The following is a 19481-nucleotide window of genomic DNA, read 5'->3' as shown; positions in this document are numbered from 1 at the left end:
GGTTTAAGGCTTACAACAAAAACGCGCAGCCCAGGGCTGCGCGTTTTGGCGATACCGACGTCAGTTACGCCGCGGCGGCCACCGACGTTTCAGCACGCTTCAGCAGGGCATAAGCCACGCCCGCCAGCAGGGTACCGGCAGCGATCGCCACCAGATACAGCAGCACCGGCGTGATTGCGCCCGGGATCAGCAGCACGAACAGCCCGCCGTGCGGCGCCATCAGTTTGGCACCGAACGCCATCGACAGCGCACCGGTCAGCGCCCCGCCGGCAATGCAGCAAGGCAGCACGCGCATCGGGTCGCGGGCGGCGAACGGGATCGCCCCTTCAGAGATAAAGCACAGGCCCAGCACCAGCGCCGCTTTGCCGCCTTCCCGTTCGGATTTCTCGAACTTGTGGCGCGCCAGCAGCGTCGCCAGCCCCATCGCCAGCGGAGGCACCATGCCGGCGGCCATGATCGCCGCCATCGGCGCATACACCGAGGAGCTGAGCAGCGCCACGCCAAAGGCGTAGGCCGCTTTGTTCACCGGGCCGCCCATGTCGGTACACATCATCGCGCCGAGAATCGCCCCCAGCAGCACCGCGTTGGCGGTGCCCAGCGACTGCAGCCAATGGGTCAGGCCTTCCATGATTTTCGCGACCGGCGTGCCGACCACGTAAATCATGATAAGACCGGTGATCAGGCTGGCCACCAGCGGAATGATCAAGATTGGCTTCAGCGCTTCCATGCTCTGCGGCAGGCGCAGCTTGCTGCTGATCGCCTTGGCGACGTAACCCGCCAGGAAACCGGCGATGATGCCGCCGAGGAACCCGGCGCCGGTGCTCACGGCCAGCATGCCGCCGATCAGGCCCGGCGTCAGGCCCGGGCGATCCGCGATGGAGAAGGCGATGAAACCGGCCAATACCGGCACCATCAGCGCAAAGGCGGAGCCGCCGCCAATCTGCATCAGCGCCGCCGCCAACGTGCCTTTGACTTCAAACGCCTTGATGCCGAACACGAACGACAGCGCGATGCACAGACCGCCGGCCACCACCATCGGCAGCATGTAGGACACGCCGGTCAGCAGGTGACGATACGGGCCGTTGCCCTCTTTCTTTTTACCCGCCGGCGCCGCACTACCGCGCTGCTGCGGCTGGAATACCTCGGCCTCGGCCAGCGCCTTGTCCAGTTCCTGGGCTGTTTTCTTCAGCGCCAGGCCGGTGGAAGTGCGGTACATCGGCTTACCGGCAAACTTCTCCAGATCCACTTCGATATCCGCCGCGACGATCACCAGATCCGCCGCCGCCACTTCTTCCGGGGTGATGGCGTTGCCGGCACCGACGGAGCCGCGCGTTTCCACCTTCACCCACCAGCCGCGTTTCTTCGCTTCGCTTTCAATGGCTTCGGCCGCCATAAAGGTGTGCGCCACGCCGGTTGGGCAAGCGGTGATCGCCACGATGCGTTTTTGCCCATCGGCTTTCACCGGCGCCGCCGCCTGCGGTGCCTGATAGGTTTCAGCTTCGGCCTTGGCGCGCGCCAGAAAAGCGTCCGGTTCACGCACCGCCTGCTCTACGTCGCCCACATACACCAATTTGCCGTTCAACCCGGCATCAGCAGGGGCTGACTGCCCCATCACCGCCACCAGTTCGGCGTCCTGCAGCGACTCGACCAGCGTCAGGCCGGTTTTGGCCGCGGCAGCCTCCAGCATGCGTTTCGCCAGGTGGCCACGGGCCTGCCCCAGCGAACTGTCTACCATCAGCAGCGTTTTCATTCTGCCTCCTGCTATTGATTGAAAGGTTTCAGATCGACGCGCGCCATCATCGCGGCCAACTGGGGACGATCGGTCACGCCGACGTTGCTCTGGCTGACCGCCAGCGCCGCTACCGCCGTGGCCAGACGCAGGGTGTGTTCACTGGATTCGCGCATCAGCAGGCCGTAAATCAGGCCGCCGACCATCGAATCGCCGGCGCCCACGGTGCTGACCACCTCACAGGACGGCGGTTTGGCGATCCAGGCGCCGGACGCGTTAACCCACAGCGCGCCTTCCGCGCCGAGGGAGATCACCACGTGGGCGATGCCCTGTTCGCGCAGCGCATGCGCGGCCTCGACCACGTCCGCCAGCGTCGGCAGCGGGCGGCCGGCCCAGATTTCCAGCTCGCGGCGGTTCGGTTTGACCAGCCACGGCGAAGCCTTCAGCCCGGCGACCAGCGCTTCGCGGCTGCTGTCGAAAATGATGCACGGGCACTTGGCGCGCAGCTGGGTCATCCAGTCGGTAAAGGCATCGGGATCGACGCCGGCCGGCAGGCTGCCGCTCACCGCCACCATGTCGAACTGGCCCAGCCAGCTCAGCGAGTCGCTGACGAAGCGATCCCAGTCCTGCGGCGTCACTTCAAAACCGGAGAAGTTGAAGTCGGTCACTTCACCGTCTTTTTCCGTCAGCTTGACGTTGATGCGGGTGCGGCCCGGCACCACCTGGAAGCGGTTGGCAATCCCCAGATCGCTGAACAGCAGCTGGAAACCGTCCTGATTGTCTTTGCCCAGGAAACCGCCGACGGTGACGTCGATGCCCAAATCCTTCAACACTTTGGCGACATTGATACCCTTACCGGCGGCGTGCAGACCGGCGGTTTTTACCCGGTTGACTTCCCCGCGCTCGATCTGCGGGCAGAAGCCCACCAGATCGTACGCCGGGTTCAAGGTGATCGTTGCTACTCTTCTGCTCATGCTGCGCCCTCGCCCAGTCCTTCATTAATCGCTTCGCCGATCGCCTTCAGCGCGGCTTCAGCATCTTCTCCATTGGCGGTAAAGCGCAGGTGATGCCCTTTCTTCACGCCCAGCGCCACCACCTTCATCAGGCTGCGCCCGTTGGCCGGCTTACCGCTGCCGTCCAGGTTGGTGACGGTGATGTCACTGTTGAAACTTTTGATCACGTTGACCAGCGCAGTGCCCGGCCGTGCGTGCAGGCCGTGCTCGTTGCGGATCACAAATTCGGCGCTCAGCACGCTGCTCTCCTCGGCCACTTCGCTGGTCAGCAGCGCCAGCACCCCGGCGGCATCCGCCTTCAGCAGGCGTTCAGCTTTGTTGGCCAGCAGCAGATCGCTGAGGTAGTTGAGCACCGCCAGCGGCTGCGCATCGGCGACCGACACCGTCAGCAGCAGCGCCACCGGCTCGCCGTCTTCCACGAAAGCCTGCGCCGGGCGGCTGACGGTGGCCGCGCTGGCCAGGTTGCCTTCGACGCTGTCGCTCAGCCAGATGCCCTGCCCCAGGTTCAGCGGCTTGCGGGTGATGGCATCGCTGACGAACTGCGCGTTGACCGCGCCGGCCTTTTGCAGCCGGCCGGCGTTCAGCGCCTGCAGCGTCATCAGGCTGTCGGCCGCGACGTCGAGCGCAATCAGCGAAACGTCGAACTGGAATTCGGCGCTCTGCTGTTCGCCCATCAGCAGGCTGCGCAGCTCTTCCGCGGAGGTGGTTTTCGCCAGCCGCTCCGCCACGCCGTCATCGCTCAGCACGTGCGTGAGCTGGCGCAGCAGCGCCAAATGCTCGTCGGAGCGGGCGGCGATACCGATCGCCACATAGGCGGTCTGGCCTTCGCCCCAGGCGATGCCCTGCGGGAACTGGAATACCTGCACGCCGGTTTTCAGCACCAGATCGCGGGTATCGGTGGTGCCGTGCGGAATGGCGATGCCGTTGCCCAGATAGGTGGACGTCTGCAGTTCGCGCTGCAGCATGCCGTCCACGTAACCGGCGCTGACGCAGCCGGCTTCGGTCAGGGCGGCGGCCACCTGGCGGATGGCCTCCTGCTTACCGTCGGCAGCGGCGCCCAGATGAATGTCTTGCGGTGACAACTGGAACATGATTCTCCTCTCCTGCTGAATTGAATCGTTTCAGCTTTATTGAGAAAAAGGAGCGTGACCCGCTCGCCACAAGCGGCCGGATAACGCTGAAACGTTTCAAGAAGTGTGTAAGCAGCGCAAGGTGAAAGCAAGCTTTCTCCCTTTTGCCATTGCAGATTTTTGAGCTTACGCACACTTTCGCCGGCGCATTGGTCAGCGCCGGGGCAAAATGACATACTGTGCTGAAACTTTGCTGACGGAGAAAAGCATGAACGTAGTGACGGGCGTCGGGGTGATCATCGTCAACCCGCAGGGCGAGATTTTGTTGGGCAAACGCTGCGGCCCGCACGCGCCCTTTTGGTCGATCCCCGGCGGGCATCTGGAGGCCGGTGAAGCCTTCGAGCAGTGCGCCCAGCGCGAAATCGCCGAAGAGACCGGGTTGCTCATCGACCCGCCGCGCTTCGTGGGCGTCAGCAACAATCTGCAAACCTGGCGCGCCGAAGGCAAACACACGGTGTCTGTTTGCCTGCAGGTGGATCATCCCGGCGGCAGCGCCGAGTTGAAAGAACCTGAAAAGTGCGCCGAGTGGCGCTGGTGCGCGCCGGACGCCCTGCCGGAGCCGCATTTCGAAGCCAGCCGCACCGCCATCCGCCTGTGGCTGAGCGGCCAGGCCTATGTGCCCACGGCCTGACCCATCGCGAGCGCATGTTGCGCTCGCTTCCCCTGCCGCACTGCCTCACCGCTATATAAATTAGAATATAACGCTATTTTTTGCGATATATGCCCTTTTTTTGACTACGGATAACCCTATGGGGTTAACCCTCTTCTATTATTACCCCTGCAATCGACGTGGCATTCTGACCTCCGGTCGGCGGCCTTTTGGCAAGATTTTATTTTAAATTCATAATTATAAGCGGGTTTACCATGAGCAAAAAACTGACTGGCTTTGAAAAAAAGCGCCGGTGGGGATGGCTATGGCTTTTGCTGCTGGGGATTATCCTCGGCGCGGCGCTGTTGGCCGGGACCGCCACCGTCTTCCATAAAACCAGCGATACCGCCTTCTGCGTTTCCTGCCACACCATGCAACAACCGCTGGCCGAATATCAGGGCAGCGTCCACTTCCAAAACACCAAGGGTATCCGCGCCGAGTGCGCCGACTGCCACGTGCCGCACCAGCCGATCGATTACCTGTGGACCAAAATCCGCGCGGTGAAAGACATTTACGGTGAGATGGTCGGCACCATCGATACGCCGGAAAAATACGAAGCGCACAAGCTGGCGATGGCGCAGTCGGTCTGGAAAACGCTGAAAGAGAACGACTCGGCCACCTGCCGCTCCTGCCACAGCTACGACGCCATGGACATCACCGCCCAGCGCCCTGAGGCGCGCCTGCAGCACCCGGTGGCGATCAAACAGGGCGAGACCTGCATCGATTGCCATAAGGGCGTAGCCCACATCCTGCCGGATATGAGCGGCGAAACCCAGGCCGGCGCCGCCGAGCTGGCGAAGGCCGCGGCGCTGACCGCACCGGACGCCACCACCCTTTACACCATCGCCACCGAGCCGTTCTTCCTCGGCGCCAACGACAGCCATAACGCCGGCAACCTGATGCCGTCCACCGAAGTGCAGGTGGTGAAGCAGGAGGGCGACAAGGTGCTGGCCACCGTGAGCGGCTGGCAGCAGGACGGCGTCAGCGAAGTGTTCTACGCCGCGCAGGGCAAACGCATCCTCAGCGTGCTGCTGGGTGAAGACGCGCGCCAACAGCTGAAGACCGCCTCCACCCAGACCGATGCGGAAACCGGCCTGGTCTGGCATCAGGTTTCTCTGCAGGTGTGGCTGCCGCGTAAACAGTTGATTGACGATCAGCAAAAAATCTGGCGCTACGCCGCGGACATGATGTCGGCCAACTGCACCGGTTGCCACGGGCTGACCGCGCTCGATCGCTTCAACGCCAACCAATGGATCGGCGTCATCAAAGGCATGGCGCCGCGCACCTCGCTGACGCAGGAACAGCTGCGCGTGCTGACGCAATACGTACAAAAACACGCCAGCGACATGCCACCTGCCGCACCGGCCAAGCTTTAAGGGAGAAGCGCAATGAGCAACCAACAACCGTTAACAATGAGCCGCCGCCGCTTCCTGACCGGGGCCGCCGCGCTGGCCGCCGCCCCGCTGCTGGCAGGCTTATGGCCCAAAGCGGCGCTGGCGCAGGCCATCAGCGAAGCGCTGCCGCAGTTCATCGTCTTGCGTCAGGCGCAAAAAGGCATTCTGACCGGCGCCCACTGGGGCGCGTTCGAGGCCATCGTGCAAGACGGCAAGATGGTAGGCGTGCAGCCGGTGCAGGACGATCCGTATCCGAATGAGCTGATCACCATGGCGCCTTATCAGGTGCACGCCGAGAACCGCATCAAATACCCGATGGTGCGTAAAAGCTGGCTGGAGGGCGGCCCCGGCAGCCGCACCGAGCTGCGCGGCCGCGACGAGTGGGTGCGCGTCAGCTGGGACAAAGCGACCGAGCTGGTGTGCAATGAGATCGTTCGCCTGCAGAAAGATCACGGGCCGCAGTCGATCTACGCCGGTTCCTACGGCTGGAAAAGCGTCGGTATGCTGCACAACAGCCGCACGCTGCTGCAGCGCCTGATGAACCTGACCGGCGGTTTCCTCGGCTACGCCGGCGACTACTCCACCGGCGCGGCGCAGGTGATCATGTCGCACGTGGTCGGTTCGATGGAGGTCTACGAACAGCAGACCGCCTGGCCGAACGTGATCGAGAACAGCGAGCTGGTGATCCTGTGGGGTTGCAACCCGATGGTCACGCTGAAAAACAGCTGGAACGTGCCGGATCACGTCGGCCAGACCGGCTTCGAGGCGCTGAAGCAGAAAGGCACCCGGGTGATCAGCATCGATCCGGTGCACAGCGACAGCGCCAAGTTCGTCAATGCGCAATGGATCGCCCCGCGTCCTTATACCGACGGCGCCATGCTGATCGGCATCGCCCACACGCTGCTGACCGAGAAGCTGCATAACCCGGACTTCCTGAAAACCTACACCTTCGGCTTCGACAAGTTCCAGGCCTACCTGCTGGGCGAGAGCGACGGCGTGGCGAAAACCGCCGAATGGGCGGCCGACATCAGCGGCGTCGATGCCGACACGCTGCGCGGTCTGGCGCGCGAGATGGCGAAGCATCGCACCATGATCATGGGCGGCTGGGGCATTCAGCGCCAGCACCACGGCGAACAGCAGCACTGGCTGCTGGTGACGGTGGCGGCGATGCTCGGCCAGATCGGCCTGCCGGGCGGCGGCTTCGGCTTCAGCTATCACTATTCCTCCGGCGGCAGCCCGACCGCCAAGGGCGGCATCATCGCCGGCATCTCCGCCGGCAACGCGCCGAAGAACTCCCCGGCGCCGATCCCGGTGGCGCGCATCGCCGAATGCCTGAGCAATCCGGGCAAAACCATCGACTTCAACGGTGCCAAGGTCACTTACCCTGAGGTGAAAATGGTGTATGTGGCGGGCGGCAACACCTTCCACCAGCATCAGGACACCAATAACTTGGTCAAAGCCTGGCAGCGGCCGGACACCATCGTGGTCAACGAGCCTTACTGGACCGCCACCGCCAAGCATGCCGACATCGTGCTGCCGGCCACCACCAGCTACGAGCGCAACGATCTGGAAATGGGCGGCGACTATTCGCAGCTCTACGTGTTCCCGATGCATCAATGCGTGCCGCCGCAGCACGAGTCGCGCAGCGACTTCGACATCTTCTCGGCGATGGCGGCCAGGCTGGGCGTGCAGGAAGCCTTTACCGAGGGCAAGGACGAAACCCAGTGGCTGAAAGGCATGTACGACGACATGAAGAACCAGGCGCGCGCGGCCCGGGTGGCGCTGCCGCCGTTCGACATGTTCTGGCAATCCAACAACTACGTGCGCTTCCCGGTGCCGGAGGCCAACAAGCAGTGGGTGCGCTTCGCCGACTATCGCGACAACCCGCTGTTGAACCCGCTGGGCACGCCGTCGGGCAAGATCGAGATCTACTCCGACGCCATCGCCAAAATGCATTACGAGGATTGCCCCGGCATCCCGACCTGGATGCCGCCGCACGAGTGGTATCGCGGGCCGGAAGCGGCCAAGTATCCGCTGTCGCTCAATACCGCGCACCCGACCAACCGGCTGCACTCTCAGCTCGACAACACGCCGCTGCGCGAGAAATACGCGGTAGCGGATCGTGAAGCTATCCTGATCCATCCGCAGGACGCGCAGCCGCGCGGCATCAGCGGCGGCGATCTGGTGCGGGCGTTCAACGATCGCGGCCAGATCCTGGTGGGTGCGGTGGTCAGCGAAGACGTGCGACCGGGCGTGGTGCGCATCAGCGAAGGCGCCTGGTTCGATCCGGTCGATCCGGCGCAGCCCGGCTCGCTGTGCAAGAACGGCAACGTCAACTGCCTGACCTTCGACATCGGCTCTTCCAGCCTGGCGCAGGGCAACTGCGGGCAGATGGCGCAGCTGCAGATCGAGAAGTATCGGGGGCCGGTATTGAAAAATACCGCGCACGCGGTGCCGCAAGGCGCCTGATTTACCGGCAAGCAAGGGGGCGCAACGCGCCCCTTTTTTCTCGTCGCCGCGCGACATATCCGTTTACCCTTCGCCGAAAGGGAGCGGTTTGCGTTTCATTTCAACGGGCGTATGATGCGCGCGACCTTCCTTTTTCGACGAATTCTCAACCACCATGCCGACTTCATCCGCAGTAACGCGACGCACGCCCGATCTCACTTCGCTGGCCTTTTTGGCGGTGGCGTTTCTTACCGGCATCGCCGGCGCCCTGCAAACCCCGACGCTGAGCCTGTTTCTGGAAACCGAGGTCAAGGTACGGCCGGCGCTGGTCGGGCTGTTCTTTACCGGCAGCGCGGTGATCGGCATTCTGGTCAGCCAGTTTCTCGCCGGCCGTTCGGATAAACGAGGCGACCGCAAATCGCTGATCTTCCTCTGCTGCATGCTGGGTGCGCTGGGGTTCACGCTGTTCGCCTGGAACCGTGATTATTACCTGCTGCTGATCGTCGGCGTGGTGCTTACCAGCTTCGGCTCCACCGCCAACCCGCAGATGTTTGCGCTGGCGCGTGAGCATGCCGACCGTACCGGCCGCGAGGCGGTGATGTTCACCTCCATCATGCGCGCCCAGGTCTCCCTGGCCTGGGTCATTGGCCCGCCGATCGCCTTCGCGCTGGCGCTGGGCTTCGGCTTTAAGGCCATGTATCTGGCGGGCGCGGCGGCCTTTGTACTGTGCGGCCTGCTGGTGTGGAAACAGCTGCCCTCGATGCCGAAAACCGCGGCGACGAACGCGCCCCTGGCCGCACCGCGGCAGCACCGCCGCGATTCGCTGCTGCTGTTCGTCGCCTGCACCCTGATGTGGACCGCCAACAGCATGTACCTGATCAACATGCCGCTGTACGTGGTGCACGAGCTGCGGCTGCCGGAGCGGCTGGCCGGGATATTGATGGGCGCCGCCGCCGGGCTGGAGATCCCGATCATGCTGCTCGCCGGTCTGGCGGCGAAGCACTGCGGCAAACGCCGCCTGATGCGCGGGGCGGTGGTCGCCGGCGTGCTGTTCTACTGCGGCCTGCTGTTTATCACCGGCAGCTGGCAGCTCATCGCCCTGCAACTGCTGAATGCGGCGTTTATCGGCGTGCTGGCGGGGATCGGCATGCTCTACTTTCAGGATTTGATGCCCGGCCAGGCCGGGGCGGCCACCACGCTGTTCACCAACACCACCCGGGTGGGCTGGATCATCGCCGGCTCAATCGCCGGCGCGGTGGCGGAAATCTGGAACTACCATGCGGTGTTTTACGCCGCGCTGGCGATGACGGTGGGGGCCACGCTGTGCCTGTGGCGGTTGAAAGACGCTTAGGGCGCGGTGTCCGCTTCCAGCCTGGCGAGATAAATCAGCGCCTGATCGCGGTGATCGTGGCACATGTCGCGGCTCGGCTGCAGGCTGCCGCACACTTTCGGCCGCAGCGGCGAATGAAACAGGCCGCAGCGCAGCCGTTCATCCAGGTGAATGCAGCGGGTATTGGCGGGCTTGCCGTTCGGCATGCCGGGGATCGGGCTGGATATTGACGGCGCGATACAGCAGGCGCCGCAGTCGCTGCGACAGTCCATCAGCGCTACTCCTGGTGGGCTGGGGAAAAGAAGCGCGACAATAGCAGCCGCGCGCGGCTGCCGCCAGCAGAATCCCTGCGCCCCGGCGATCTTTACACTCATCGCCCTGCGCCGGCCGGCGTCATCCTATGGCGAATAAACGCCCAACACACCTTGATTTAAAGACAAAAACGCGTGAAACGTGCAATTACCCCGCTTTACATGCGCCATACACCCATGTACCATTGAGCTAGTACAAAAGAACCTCTTCCATCAGGAGCACGCATGTCTACGGACACCATCCAGAAGCTGGCCCGCCCTTCCGTCCTCGGCGGCGCGATGATCATTGCCGGAACCGCCGTTGGCGCCGGCATGTTTTCCATTCCGATCGTCACTTCCGGTGTCTGGTTCAGCGGCTCCGTCGCGCTGCTGGTGTATACCTGGGCCTGCATGTTGCTTTCCGGCCTGATGATCCTCGAAGCCACGCTGCACTATCCGAGCGGCGCCAGCTTCAATACCATGGTCAAGGACCTGCTGGGTAAAGGCTGGAACGCCGTGAACGGCCTGTCGGTGGCGTTCGTGCTGTACATCCTGACCTACGCCTATATCTCCGCCGGCGGCTCGATCATCGCCCACACGCTGGAGGGCATCGTCGGCGTCGGCCAGACCACCGCCGGCCTGGTGTTCGCGCTGGTCGTGGCGTTTATCGTCTGGCTCTCCACCCGCGCGGTCGATCGCCTGAGCACCATTCTGATCGGCGGTATGGTGATCACCTTCGTGATGTCGGTGGGTGACATGTTCACCCACGTGCAGCCTGCGGTGCTGTTCAACACCGGCGATGATCAGGCCAGCTATCTGCCTTACGCCCTGGCGGCGTTGCCTTACCTGCTGACCTCGTTCGGTTACCACGGCAACATTCCCGGGTTGGTGAAGTACTACCACAAGGACAGCGGCTCCGTGGTGCGCAGCCTGGTGTACGGCACCCTGCTGGCGCTGGCGATCTACATCCTGTGGCAGTATGTGATTCAGGGCAATATCGCGCGCGACGCCTTCAAGCAGGTGATCGCCGAGGGCGGCAATATCGGCAGCCTGCTCAAGCAAATGGGCAACGTCTCCAGCAGCCAGACCGTCAGCCAACTGCTGAACGCCTTCTCCTATATGGCGCTGGCCAGCTCGTTCCTCGGCGTGTCGCTGGGCCTGTTCGATTACCTGGCGGACTTCTGCAAGTTCAAGGACGACGCCGTCGGACGCAGCAAGACCGCGCTGGTGACCTTTGTGCCGCCGACCCTGGCCGCGCTGCTGTTCCCGAACGGTTTCCTGTACGCCATCGGCTTCGCCGGGCTGGCCGCCACCATTTGGGCAGTGATCGTGCCGGCGCTGATGGCGCGCGCCAGCCGCCGCCGCTATCCGCAGGCGGGATACCGCGCACCGGGCGGCAACGGCGTGGTCCTGTTCGTCATCCTGTTCGGGCTGATCAACGCCGCCGCGCATATTCTGTCGCTGTTCGGTCTGCTGCCGGTCTTCCACTAATCTCCGAAGGGAGAGCATCTGCTCTCCCTTTCCCGCACTGTTTTTACGCCGGGCTATTGCCTGAAATCAGCGGCGCGAGTACCTTGTCGCAACTTCTCTAATACTCTTCATTGCGGATGAATTGAAATGGCAAGAGCTAACGAAATTAAGCGCGGCATGGCGATCAGCTACAACGGCAAGCTGCTGCTGGTAAAAGATATCGACGTGCAGAGCCCGAGCGCCCGCGGCGCCAGCACCCTATACAAAATGCGCTTCTCCGACGTGCGCACCGGCCTGAAAGTGGAAGAACGCTTCAAGGGCGACGATATCCTGGACACCATTTCCCTGTCGCGCCGCAAGGTGAACTTCTCCTATATCGACGGCGAAGAATACGTGTTCATGGATGACGAAGACTACACGCCGTACATCTTCAAGAAAGACCAGATTGAAGATGAGCTGCTGTTCATTCCGGAAGGCGGCCTGCCGGGCATGCAGGTGCTGACGCTGGACGGCCAGGTGCTGGCGCTGGAGCTGCCGCAGACCGTGGATATGGAAATCGTCGAGACCGCACCGGGCATCAAAGGCGCTTCCGCCAGCGCCCGCAACAAACCGGCCACCATGGCAACCGGCCTGGTGATCCACGTGCCGGAATACCTCAGCGCAGGCGACAAGATTCGCATTCATATCGCCGAACGCCGCTACATGAGCCGCGCCGACTAGTCGACGCCAGCGGGGCCGAGTCCCGGCCCCGTTTCATTTTCCGCTACGGCAATTCCGGGAAAAAGCGCCGCTTGAGTGCCAGCTCGACGCCGCGCAGCTCCGCCAGCCCTTTCAACCGCCCGATGGCCGAATAGCCCGGATTGGTTTTCTTTTTCAAGTCGTCCAGCATCTGATGTCCATGATCGGGGCGCATCGGGATCGGCCGCCGATCGCCTGCCCGTTGCCGACGCAGCTCTTCGGTCAGGATCGCTTCGATCACCGCCACCATGTCCACATCGCCCTGCAGGTGCGCCCCTTCGTGGAAGCTTTTCGGGTTCTCCTCGCGGCAGGTGGCGCGCAGGTGGGTAAAGTGAATGCGATCGCCGAAGGTCTCAATCATCCGCACCAGATCGTTATCGGCGCGCACGCCGTATGAACCGGTGCATAGGGTGAAGCCGTTATAAATGCTGTCGACGGTCTGCTTCAGCCACTGCATGTCTTCAATCGTGGAGACGATGCGCGGCAGACCGAGGATCGGCCGCGGCGGATCGTCGGGGTGCACCGCCAGCCGGATGCCGGCCTCTTCCGCCACCGGCACGACAGCGCGCAGAAAGACCGCCATGTTTTCGCGCAGCCGCGCCTTGTCGATGCCGTCGTATTCCGCCAACCGGCGGCGGAACTGTTCCAGCGTGTAGCCCTCCTCCGCCCCCGGCAGCCCGGCGATGATGTTACCGGTCAGCCGATTTTTTTCTTCCTCGCTCATGGCGGCGAAACGGGCCGCCGCCTGGCTGCGTTCCTGCGGCGTATAGTCCGCCTCGGCGCCGGCGCGCTGCAGGATATGCAGCTCGAACGCGGCGAAGGCTATCTGATCGAAACGCAGCGCTTTGGAACCGTCCGGCAGCGGATAGGCCAGATCGGTGCGCGTCCAGTCGAGGATCGGCATGAAGTTGTAGCAGACGGTGTCGATGCCGCAGGCCGCCAGGTTGCGCAGCGACTGCTGGTAATTGGCGATGTACCGCCGCCAGTCGCCGCTGCGGGTTTTGATCTCCTCATGTACCGGCACGCTCTCCACCACCGACCACACCAGCCCCTTTTCCGCCAACAGCGCCTGCCGCGCGCGGATTTCGTCGATCGGCCAGACTTCACCGTTCGCGATATGATGCAGCGCCGTCACCACCCCGGTCGCCCCGGCCTGACGCACATCGTCCAAAGAAACCGGATCGTTCGGGCCATACCAACGCCATGTTTGTTCCATGTTTTGTCCTTATACCTGTCTCGCACCGCAATGCTGTTATACCAGTTTAATTTAGATGTCAGTTATCTTTAACTTACTCTTTCGGCCTGCGCTGTCAAAACCGATCCCCTCATTGGTTGATCCACTTCACGATTCTGGCTTATTTTGGACTGACCAATTCCTTTAACTGGCCGACATCTTTACACTGGTCGCAGTTTTTTATCACCGGTGCCACCCTGCCTGCACGGCGGAAAACTGGTCTGCTAACTTGGCGCAAGTGGCCCGCAAGCTGTCTTACCCGTTTTGGAGATGAGATGAAAACGATCGCCAACACCCCGCTGCCGAGCGCCGTCCGGCAGCCGGACTATGACCGCCGGACCCTGCGCAGCCGCATCGTGCACCTTGGCTTCGGCGCGTTCCACCGCGCGCATCAGGCACTGCTGACCGATCGGCTGCTGAGCGCCCAAGGCGGCGATTGGGGCATTTGCGAAATCAGTCTTTCCGGCGGCGTGCCGCTGTTTGAGGCGCTGCGGCAACAGGATCATCTGTACAGCGTGCTGGAGAAAGGCGCGGACGGCCATCAGGCCATCGTGGTCGGTGCGGTGCATGAGAGCCTGCATCGCAAGCTGGAAGGCATCACCGCGGTGCTGGAGAAGCTGGCCGAGCCGCAGGTGGCGATCGTTTCGATGACCATTACCGAAAAAGGCTATTGCATCGAGCCCGGCAGCGGGCGGCTGGATCGACAGCATTCGGGGATCGTCGCCGATCTGGCGTGGCCGCATCAGCCGCAGACCGTGCCCGGCATTTTGGTGGAAGCGCTGCGGCTGCGGCGCGAACGCGGCTTGCCCGCCTTCTCCCTGCTCTCCTGTGACAATATTCCGGAGAACGGCCACGTGCTGCGCCGGGCGGTGCTCGATCTGGCGCAGGCGCGGGATCCGGCGCTCGCCGACTGGATCGCCACCGCCGCCACCTTCCCCTGCACCATGGTGGATCGCATCGTGCCGGCCGCCACGCCGGCCACGCTGGATGAGATCGCCGCCGCGCTGGGCGGCGTGCGCGACGAATGCGCCATCGCCTGCGAGCCCTTCATCCAATGGGTGGTGGAAGACAACTTTACCGCCGGACGCCCGGCGTGGGAGCAGGCTGGCGTCCAACTGGTCAGCGATGTACTGCCGTTTGAACACATGAAGCTGCGCATGCTGAACGGCAGCCATTCGTTCCTGGCTTACCTCGGTTACCTGGGCGGCTACCGCTATATCAACGAGTGCATGGCGGATGAGCACTACCGCCGCGCCGCCCTGCGGTTGATGCTGGACGAACAGGCCCCGACGCTGAGCGTCACCGGCATCAGTCTGGCCGACTACGCCGCACAGCTTATCGCGCGCTTCAGCAATCCGACGCTGCAACACCTCACCTGGCAGATCGCCATGGACGGCTCGCAGAAGCTGCCGCAGCGCCTGCTGGACGCGGTGCGCTGGCATCTGCGGCACGGCGGTGACTATAGCGGGCTGGCGCTGGGCGTGGCGGGCTGGATGCGTTACGTCGGCGGCGTCGATGACGCCGGTCAGCCGATCGACATTCGCGATCCGCTGGCAGACGTGTTGCAACAGACGATCGCCGCCACGCCGGACGATCGGCGGCGCGTAACGGCGCTGCTGGCACTGAAATCGGTGTTCGGCGAAACGCTGGCGGCGCATGCGGCGTTTACCGAAGCGGTAACGCAAGCCTATTTGTCGCTGCGCGATCGCGGGGCGCGTGAAACGGTGAAGGAGTGGGTGATGCGGTGAGGAGCCTGCAGGGCCGAGAATAACCATGCCGGCGTAACGTTACGCCGGCATGGCGGAACGACTTAACGATAAACGACCGTCATAACAGCGAGCTTCTTCTGTTGGTCTACCCACTTCATTTCGGTTGTGCCTAGATTTAGCGGAAGTTCTTTGCGTGTAGTATCAAAACCTGACAACGCTTGCTGGGCCTGATAACGCTGGCCGTTGCGGTAACATTGCGTATTCGCCTTAGAATCTGCAATATTGACCGTGCAAGGACTTTCAACGATAGAACCGACGAAGCGAATTACCCCGCCGGCCACTCCTGCATGACTCACTGCCGTCCATGAAAACAACATTCCTACGATCAAAAATAACCGAAAGGTATTCATGGCAACCTCATTTTTAGTTAAGCCAATTTAACCATAGAGGATCTTGTTAGGAATAATCGCAAGGAAAGGGACGCAATTTGATCGTTAATCGCGTCATTAACAATGTAAAAACAAGCTACTAACAAAAGTTAACCGCATCTAATACAGGGTTTTATCTAAGAATTTTCTTGCTTTGAAAAGTGGCTTTTGCCGGTTGAAAAGCGCAGGGTGACGTGCAAAATTTGCGAGATAGAGCACAAATTAAATTGCGGCCGCTTCATCGACAAGGCAGCGTAACTCATTTATTAAGCAAGTTAATTTTTACGCCAGGAATTATTAATGACCAAAACCAATTTGATTACCGGCTTTCTCGGCAGCGGTAAAACCACCACCATCCGCCATTTGCTGGCTCATAAGCCCGACCAGGAACGCTGGGCGGTACTGGTCAACGAATTCGGCGAGATCGGCATCGACGGCGCGCTGCTGGCGGACAGCGGCGCGGTGCTCAAAGAGATCCCCGGCGGTTGCATGTGTTGCGTTAACGGCCTGCCGATGCAGGTGGGCTTGAATATGCTGCTGCAGCAGGCCAAACCGGACCGGCTGCTGATCGAGCCGACCGGGCTCGGGCATCCGAAACAAATCCTGTCGCTGCTGACCCAGGAGAGCTATGCCGGCTGGATCGATTTGCAGGCCACGCTGTGCCTGCTGGATGCCCGCCAGCTCAGCCAACCCCGTTACCGCGACAACGAAAACTTCCGCGATCAGCTGGCCGCGGCCGACGTTATTTTGGCCAGCAAAAACGATACCTATCAGCCGGAAGACAGGTGGGCGCTGGAAGCCTGGAGGGCGCAAGATCCGCTGCAGCGGCCCTGCTACACCATCGCGCAAGGCCAAGCGGATGTCGCGCTGTTGTCCCTCCCGCGCACGAATCGTGCAGAATTACCGGACGCGCAGCATCATCATGGTCAGGCGAAAACGCAGGGGCTGGCGGCGCTGCGATTGCCGGAGCACGCCCGCTGGCGGCGAGCGCTGAACGAGGGGCAAGGCTTCACCAGCTGCGGCTGGATTTTTGACGCCGACACCCAGTTCGACACAGTCGGCTTTATGGAGTGGGTACGACTCGCGCCGGTCGAACGCGCCAAAGGCGTGGTGCGCATTCCCGAAGGCACATTGCTGATCAATCGTCAGGGGCAGGATCTCAACATCGAAACCCGCCCGCTCGCGCCGCTCGACAGCCGGATTGAACTGATCCACAGCGAAAATACCGACTGGAACGCCCTGCAATCCGCCTTGTTTAAGATTCGTTTAAGTTAAACCCCGTACCGTTGCCCCCCGGTTGTCGCAGGGCGGCCGTGTTTTGTTTCGTTTTCATTTTTTCAACAGGTTATGTCATGACACGCCGCAATTTACCCTTCATTCTCTTCTTCAACTTACTGGGCGTTGCGCTGTTTCTGTCCTGGTTCCTGCCGGCCAATCACGGCGGCTGGTTTACCCTGGATTCGGCGATTTTTTTCTTCTTTAACCGCCATCTGGCCACCGACCCGGCATTTTTGCATCTGGTCGCCATCACCAATAACCGCGCGTTTGATGTCATTTCGCTGCTCGCCATGGGTCTGCTGTATCTGTACTTCTACCTGAAGCAGGACGCCGCCGGCCGCCGCCGCCTGGTGATCACCGGCGTGGTGATGCTGCTGACCGCCGTGGTGCTGAATCAGCTTGGCCATCTGCTGCCGGTGAAACATCCGAGCCCTACCCTGACCTTCGACAATATCCATCGCGTCAGCGAGCTGACCGGCATCCCGACCAAGGACGCTTCCGGCGACAGCTTCCCCGGCGACCACGGCATGATGCTGATTATTTTTTCCTGCTTTATGCTGCGCTATTTCGGCCGCGGTGCCTTCGCCGTCGCCCTGCTGATTACGCTGGTCTTTTCATTACCACGCGTGATGATTGGCGCCCACTGGTTTACCGATATCGCCGTCGGTTCGCTGTCCGTGGTGCTGGTAGGCGCCAGCTGGGTGCTGATGACGCCTTGCAGCGACTGGATTGTCGATCGGTTGAATCGCCTGTTGCCCGGCAAGCACCGCCCCGGCCAACCATAACTTGCGTCTATGACTCATGCCGGGAGGCCCACGCCTCCCGTGCTCTCCCCCCCGCAGCGCGCAAAATTTCACCGCCGTCCGTTAACCCTTTTGCAACCTGATTTCACGCCAGATTCATACATCGGACAATTGGCGTTTTTTATATGAAGATTTACATTACACTTTAACACTAAAATAAAATAATTTCCCTAGCTATCGTATGTAGCTGACTTGCGGGATAACGCCATGTAACGCCCTATATTGAATTCTATTACCAAACTATCCCAACACCATTACCTTCACTGAAAAATTCGCTATAGGGCGTTTTAAGAGCATTGCCAGTCACTCACCATTACCCTAAGATAACTATGGCTACTAAACTCTACTGGGAATGATGAAAAATGACAGGTGAAAAAACTCGAAGGGGAAGCCAAGAACTGAACGTGTTCGAATCTAATGTTGATTCACAATACATGTCATAAAACATCATTACTTACTACATTCTGAAAAGGAATTTATACAATGACAGCAACTGATGTTGAAAAATCATCAAGACTTCTTAAATTAGTTGAGTCCATAGCAATCACACCCGATGATGCTAAAAAAATAGTGAACCAATACAAAAAATCGGTGCTTGCTGCAAATCCAAAGCTCCAAGAATTGGAAATTCAGAAAATTGTCGCAAAAAAAATCGTCAGCCGTTATTCAAGTTACTCTAGTATTTCGGGTGGCGTAACCTCATTAAGTAGCATTATTCCTGGGGTAGGTACAGCAGTTGCAGTTACAGGGGGTGCTATAGCAGACACATCTTATTGCATGAAAAATCAAGTTGATATGTGTATGTGCCTAGCGGAAGCATTTAATTGGGACATTAGCAGTGAAGATGCTAGGCAACTATCATTTTTAATAGCAGCAGGTGGTACACTAGAAAAGCTCGGAAGTGAAACTGTCGTGAAGATAGCATCAAATGCTGGCGTAAAAATGTTGAAAATGTATTTAAAAGGCTCTGCACTAATCGTCATTAAAGAAATGTTCAAAAAAATAGGAATCAACTTCTCGCGTAAAGCCTTAGAAAAATCCCTACCATTTGGAGTGGGTGTTGTTATTAGTTCATCAGCCAACTACATGCTAGCAAAATACGTCGGCAAGGTTGCCACAAAATGGTTTACAATTGAACAAGAAAGCCGTAACAACGATTTAGCTACTACCGATAAGAACATATAGTAACTTAAAAACCTGATCAAAAGGTACTGGCGGGAGTACTACACCACATACTGCCAGTACTGGAAGAATGACGTAATTCCATGCAATAATAAATGTTAGAACATACCCCAATGCCTGCCGCCACGTGAAGCCCTTACGAGTTTCCTCAAGAGTGATCTGATTCTGTTCGTGGCTATTCTGAGCTTCTAACTCATTTTTACTCTGTTCTTTTTTCTGAAACAATCCAATTCCAGATTTAATTAGCTCAATTATCATCCCTATCATTTAGTAATCCTACTGTATAAACCCAGAAATATAATCCTTTCTGGTACTGTTTGTGTTTGTCGATTATGACAATATACTTTTGTTCATCAAATAGAGTCCACTCATGGACACTACCCATTTTCCATTGAGGATCGTTCTGTACTAGGAACCCAATATTCATGTATTCCTTGCACTCAATCCTTTCATCCATCTCGGCCATATATGCCTTTAACTTCTTCTTGAGTGGTTTAATCAACAAACTACTATGCATCGTACGTGAATTTACATCCGGCACAGTACGTTCATCGATTAAAATACTCATTGTGTCTTGATCATAATGCATATTACATCCTTGATATTCTAAAATGCCCACGAACCCCTGAAAGTACTAATCGTACACCCTGCTCTGC

General features: G+C 60.0%; 17 protein-coding genes. 10 read left to right on the top strand and 7 right to left on the bottom strand.

Features of this window, described 5'->3' with window-relative positions; translation table 11 throughout:
* Positions 1 to 64: 64 nt before the first annotated feature.
* From fruA to fruB, 3 genes are read right to left on the bottom strand one after another with little or no spacing between them, the layout of a single operon-like run.
* Positions 65 to 1750, bottom strand: a complete 1686-nt coding sequence (gene fruA / locus HMPREF3138_RS19270; RefSeq protein WP_038876282.1) for a PTS fructose transporter subunit IIBC — start codon at positions 1748 to 1750, stop codon at positions 65 to 67.
* Positions 1751 to 1761: 11 nt separating this feature from the next.
* Positions 1762 to 2703, bottom strand: a complete 942-nt coding sequence (gene fruK / locus HMPREF3138_RS19265) for a 1-phosphofructokinase (protein ID WP_015378523.1) — start codon at positions 2701 to 2703, stop codon at positions 1762 to 1764.
* Complete coding sequence (fruB, locus tag HMPREF3138_RS19260) at positions 2700 to 3833, bottom strand: fused PTS fructose transporter subunit IIA/HPr protein (protein WP_047730248.1); 1134 nt, start codon at positions 3831 to 3833, stop codon at positions 2700 to 2702. The genes fruK and fruB overlap by 4 nt, the downstream gene beginning before the upstream one ends.
* 247 nt (positions 3834 to 4080) lie before the next feature.
* Between fruB and HMPREF3138_RS19255 the strand changes: the two genes are divergently transcribed.
* The 4 genes from HMPREF3138_RS19255 (at position 4081) to HMPREF3138_RS19240 (ending at position 9714) form a co-directional block, all read left to right on the top strand.
* On the top strand, positions 4081 to 4503 hold the full coding sequence (locus HMPREF3138_RS19255; RefSeq protein WP_038876285.1) for a nucleotide triphosphate diphosphatase NUDT15: 423 nt from the start codon (positions 4081 to 4083) through the stop codon (positions 4501 to 4503).
* Positions 4504 to 4736: 233 nt separating this feature from the next.
* Positions 4737 to 5897, top strand: a complete 1161-nt coding sequence (locus HMPREF3138_RS19250) for a NapC/NirT family cytochrome c (RefSeq protein ID WP_038876287.1) — start codon at positions 4737 to 4739, stop codon at positions 5895 to 5897.
* A 12-nt stretch (positions 5898 to 5909) separates the two neighbouring features.
* Positions 5910 to 8384 carry a trimethylamine-N-oxide reductase TorA gene (gene torA, locus HMPREF3138_RS19245; RefSeq protein WP_070559239.1) on the top strand — a complete coding sequence of 825 codons (2475 nt, stop codon included), beginning with the start codon at positions 5910 to 5912 and terminating at the stop codon, positions 8382 to 8384.
* A gap of 154 nt (positions 8385 to 8538) precedes the next feature.
* Positions 8539 to 9714: a sugar efflux transporter gene (locus HMPREF3138_RS19240; RefSeq protein WP_038876289.1), complete on the top strand. Its 1176-nt coding sequence runs from the start codon at positions 8539 to 8541 to the stop codon at positions 9712 to 9714.
* Here HMPREF3138_RS19240 and HMPREF3138_RS19235 read toward each other — a convergent pair.
* Positions 9711 to 9965, bottom strand: a complete 255-nt coding sequence (locus tag HMPREF3138_RS19235; protein ID WP_015378527.1) for a YkgJ family cysteine cluster protein — start codon at positions 9963 to 9965, stop codon at positions 9711 to 9713. The genes HMPREF3138_RS19240 and HMPREF3138_RS19235 overlap by 4 nt on opposite strands.
* A 264-nt stretch (positions 9966 to 10229) precedes the next feature.
* On the opposite strand from HMPREF3138_RS19235, the gene mtr reads away from it, so the two are divergent.
* A complete protein-coding gene (mtr, locus tag HMPREF3138_RS19230) occupies positions 10230 to 11474 on the top strand; it encodes a tryptophan permease (protein ID WP_038876290.1) in 1245 nt (414 codons plus the stop codon).
* 126 nt (positions 11475 to 11600) lie between these two features.
* Positions 11601 to 12173, top strand: a complete 573-nt coding sequence (gene yeiP / locus HMPREF3138_RS19225) for an elongation factor P-like protein YeiP (RefSeq protein WP_004935725.1) — start codon at positions 11601 to 11603, stop codon at positions 12171 to 12173.
* A gap of 43 nt (positions 12174 to 12216) precedes the next feature.
* On the opposite strand, the gene uxuA is transcribed toward yeiP, so the two are convergent.
* Entirely contained in the window at positions 12217 to 13407 is a 1191-nt protein-coding gene (gene uxuA, locus HMPREF3138_RS19220) for a mannonate dehydratase (protein WP_038876294.1), read from the bottom strand.
* 293 nt (positions 13408 to 13700) lie between these two features.
* On the opposite strand from uxuA, the gene HMPREF3138_RS19215 reads away from it, so the two are divergent.
* Entirely contained in the window at positions 13701 to 15173 is a 1473-nt protein-coding gene (locus tag HMPREF3138_RS19215; protein ID WP_038876295.1) for a mannitol dehydrogenase family protein, read from the top strand.
* 62 nt (positions 15174 to 15235) lie between these two features.
* Here HMPREF3138_RS19215 and HMPREF3138_RS19210 read toward each other — a convergent pair whose 3' ends face one another.
* Positions 15236 to 15544 (bottom strand): type 1 fimbrial protein, encoded by a 309-nt coding sequence (locus HMPREF3138_RS19210; RefSeq protein ID WP_033635274.1) that lies wholly within the window; start codon positions 15542 to 15544, stop codon positions 15236 to 15238.
* Positions 15545 to 15862: 318 nt separating this feature from the next.
* Here HMPREF3138_RS19210 and HMPREF3138_RS19205 point away from each other — a divergent pair, with 318 nt between their 5' ends.
* From HMPREF3138_RS19205 to HMPREF3138_RS19195, 3 genes are all read left to right on the top strand, one after another.
* Complete coding sequence (locus HMPREF3138_RS19205) at positions 15863 to 16837, top strand: CobW family GTP-binding protein (RefSeq protein WP_038876297.1); 975 nt, start codon at positions 15863 to 15865, stop codon at positions 16835 to 16837.
* A 77-nt stretch (positions 16838 to 16914) separates the two neighbouring features.
* Positions 16915 to 17625 carry a phosphatase PAP2 family protein gene (locus HMPREF3138_RS19200; protein WP_038876299.1) on the top strand — a complete coding sequence of 237 codons (711 nt, stop codon included), beginning with the start codon at positions 16915 to 16917 and terminating at the stop codon, positions 17623 to 17625.
* Positions 17626 to 18126: 501 nt separating this feature from the next.
* Complete coding sequence (locus HMPREF3138_RS19195; protein ID WP_070559237.1) at positions 18127 to 18828, top strand: hypothetical protein; 702 nt, start codon at positions 18127 to 18129, stop codon at positions 18826 to 18828.
* A gap of 244 nt (positions 18829 to 19072) precedes the next feature.
* On the opposite strand, the gene HMPREF3138_RS19190 is transcribed toward HMPREF3138_RS19195, so the two are convergent.
* Positions 19073 to 19414 (bottom strand): hypothetical protein, encoded by a 342-nt coding sequence (locus HMPREF3138_RS19190; RefSeq protein WP_070559235.1) that lies wholly within the window; start codon positions 19412 to 19414, stop codon positions 19073 to 19075.
* Positions 19415 to 19481 lie beyond the last annotated feature (67 nt).

Source organism: Serratia sp. HMSC15F11 (assembly GCF_001808215.1).
Classification (GTDB): Bacteria; Pseudomonadota; Gammaproteobacteria; order Enterobacterales; family Enterobacteriaceae; genus Serratia; species Serratia nevei.
Note: the sequence above shows the minus strand (reverse complement) of the source record. Positions and strands in the feature narration are given on the sequence as shown.